Source organism: Streptomyces sp. HSW2009 (genome assembly GCF_040240285.1).
Lineage (GTDB): Bacteria > Actinomycetota > Actinomycetes > Streptomycetales > Streptomycetaceae > Streptomyces.
The window spans coordinates 1-2,116 of record NZ_JBEHZD010000872.1; the positions used below are offsets into that span (position 1 = coordinate 1).

Genomic DNA, 2,116 nt, shown 5'->3' on the forward strand with positions numbered 1-2,116 from the left:
CACCGACCCGGGTGACCAGGGACCGATCCGCGTACGCCGCATCTGCCCACGCACCATCCGCCCCGGGCCCCTCCCCCCCCCCCCCCCCCCCGCCCCCCCCCGCGCCCGGCCCGCGGCTCGCCCCAACCCCCTGTCCCCGCCCCATCCGCCCCGCCCGTTCCCGCCACCCCATCCACCCCGTGACCCGCAAGGAGCCCGCCATGACCGCTACCCCCGAAAGCCCCGCCACGCCCGAAAGCCCCGCCACGACGCCCGCCGCCACGCCCGTGACCGTGCTCGGGCTCGGGCCGATGGGGCGGGCCCTGGCCGGCTCGTTCCTGGCGGCCGGGCACCCGACGACGGTGTGGAACCGCACCCCGGGCAAGGCCGACGAACTGGTCGCCCAGGGCGCGACCGCCGCCGCCAGCGCGGCCGAGGCCGTTGCGGCCAGCGAACTCGTCGTCATCTGCGTGATCGACTACGACGCCGTGCACGCGGTCCTGGACGGCGCCGGCGCCGCGCTCAAGGGCCGCACCCTGGTCAACGTCACGGCAGACTCGCCCGACCGGGCCCGCGCCACCGCCGAGTGGGCCGCCGAGCACGGCGTCGACTACCTGGACGGCACCATCCTCACGCCGGCCGTCTCCATCGGCACGCCGACCGCGGTGTTCCTGTTCAGCGGCCCCGAGGCGCTGTACGAGACGCACCGCGCGACCCTGGCCAGCCTCGCCGGCACGGCCACCTACCTGGGCACGGACCACGGCCGGGCGGCGGCGTACGACGTGGCCCTGCTGGACTTCTTCTGGACCTCGGTCAGCGGGCTGCTGCACGGGTTCGCGCTGGCCAAGAAGGAGAACATCACCGCGCGCGAACTGGCGCCGTTCGCCCGCGGGATCTTCGACATCCTGCCGGACATCCTGGACACCTTCGCGGCCAACGTGGACGACGACCACTACCCGGGCGACAACTCGCACATCCTGTCCGTATCGGCCGGCATCGACCACGTCATCCAGGCGTCCGACGACCGCGGCATCGACGCCGGGGTGCTGCGCGCGGCCCGTGCGGTGCACCAGCGCGCCATCGACGAGGGTCACGGGACCGACGGCATCGAGCGCATCGCGGAGGTGCTGGGCCGGCCGGTGGGGTAGTTGGCGGGGCGGTCGGTGGGTGGTCGGTGGGTGGTCGGTGGGTGGCCGGCGCGGTCGGGTGGGCGGCAGACGGGGGAGCCGGGGGGTCGGCGGGGCCGCCGGCGCCAGCCCCAACAAGCGCCACCCACCCCGCTGACCAGCCCCACCGCGCAGCCACCCCCGCCGACCGGCCCGACCGAGCAACCACGCCCCAACTCACGCCGCGTAAGGCTGCTCCTCCTTCGCCGCGCGCAGCGCGTTCCCCCACCACAGGAGCTGGTCGAGCAGTCGCTTGGCGGCGATGTTCGGCTGGGTCGGGTCGATGAGTTCGCCGTCCCGGAACAGATTGCCGGCCAGCGCGAAGCTGACGGTCTCCCGGATGGTGACCGAGTGCAGCTCGGCGAAGACGCCGCGCAGGTGCTCCACGGCGCGCAGACCGCCGGAGATCCCGCCGTACGAGACGAAGCCGACCGGCTTGGCGTGCCACTCCTCGCCGTGCCAGTCGATCGCGTTCTTCAGGCTGGCCGGGTAGCTGTGGTTGTACTCCGGGGTCACCACGACGAACGCGTCGGCCGCCGCCAGCCCCGGGCTGATCTTCGCCAGCGCTGCGGTGGCCACGGGGTTCGGCTGTGCGCCGTACGCGGGCATCTCGTTGGGCAGTTCGGCGTCGGCGAGGTCGATCACGTCGACGTCCAGACCGCCGTGCACGCGGGCGCGCTCGGTGATCCAGTCGGCGACCTGCGGGCCGAAGCGGCCACCGCGGGTGCTGCCGACGATGACGGCGAGCCGGAGCGGGGTGCGGGACATGGGTACTCCTCGGAAGCTGGGCGAACGGATGGCGAGCGGCCGGCCGGTGCGCCGGACGTCCGCCCCTGCGGCCCCGGCCCCCGGGCCCCCCGGCCGGGCCCGGGCCGGGGGGGGGGGGGCGCCCCCCCGGGCGGGGATTCGTCCGCGCCCCCGAGGAGGCGAAGAAGCTGGCTGACGAGGTGCGTTCCGGTAGCCGCACCGGG

Annotated in this window: 2 protein-coding genes; one reads left to right on the forward strand and one right to left on the reverse strand. The window is 75.2% G+C overall.

Going from position 1 to position 2,116, the window contains the following annotated elements; translation table 11 throughout:
• Nucleotides 1-200: 200 nt before the first annotated feature.
• Nucleotides 201-1,127 carry an NAD(P)-dependent oxidoreductase gene (locus tag AAHZ94_RS33105; RefSeq protein ID WP_349997402.1) on the forward strand — a complete coding sequence of 309 codons (927 nt, stop codon included), beginning with the start codon at nt 201-203 and terminating at the stop codon, nt 1,125-1,127.
• Nucleotides 1,128-1,322: 195 nt separating this feature from the next.
• Here AAHZ94_RS33105 and AAHZ94_RS33110 read toward each other — a convergent pair whose 3' ends face one another.
• On the reverse strand, nt 1,323-1,913 hold the full coding sequence (locus AAHZ94_RS33110) for an NADPH-dependent FMN reductase (protein WP_349997403.1): 591 nt from the start codon (nt 1,911-1,913) through the stop codon (nt 1,323-1,325).
• Nucleotides 1,914-2,116 lie beyond the last annotated feature (203 nt).

Coding starts and splice junctions, on each gene's coding strand:
- AAHZ94_RS33105 (WP_349997402.1), top strand. CDS start 201: ATGACCGCTACCCCCGAAAGCCCCGCCACGCCCGAAAGCCCCGCCACG.
- AAHZ94_RS33110 (WP_349997403.1), bottom strand. CDS start 1,913: ATGTCCCGCACCCCGCTCCGGCTCGCCGTCATCGTCGGCAGCACCCGC.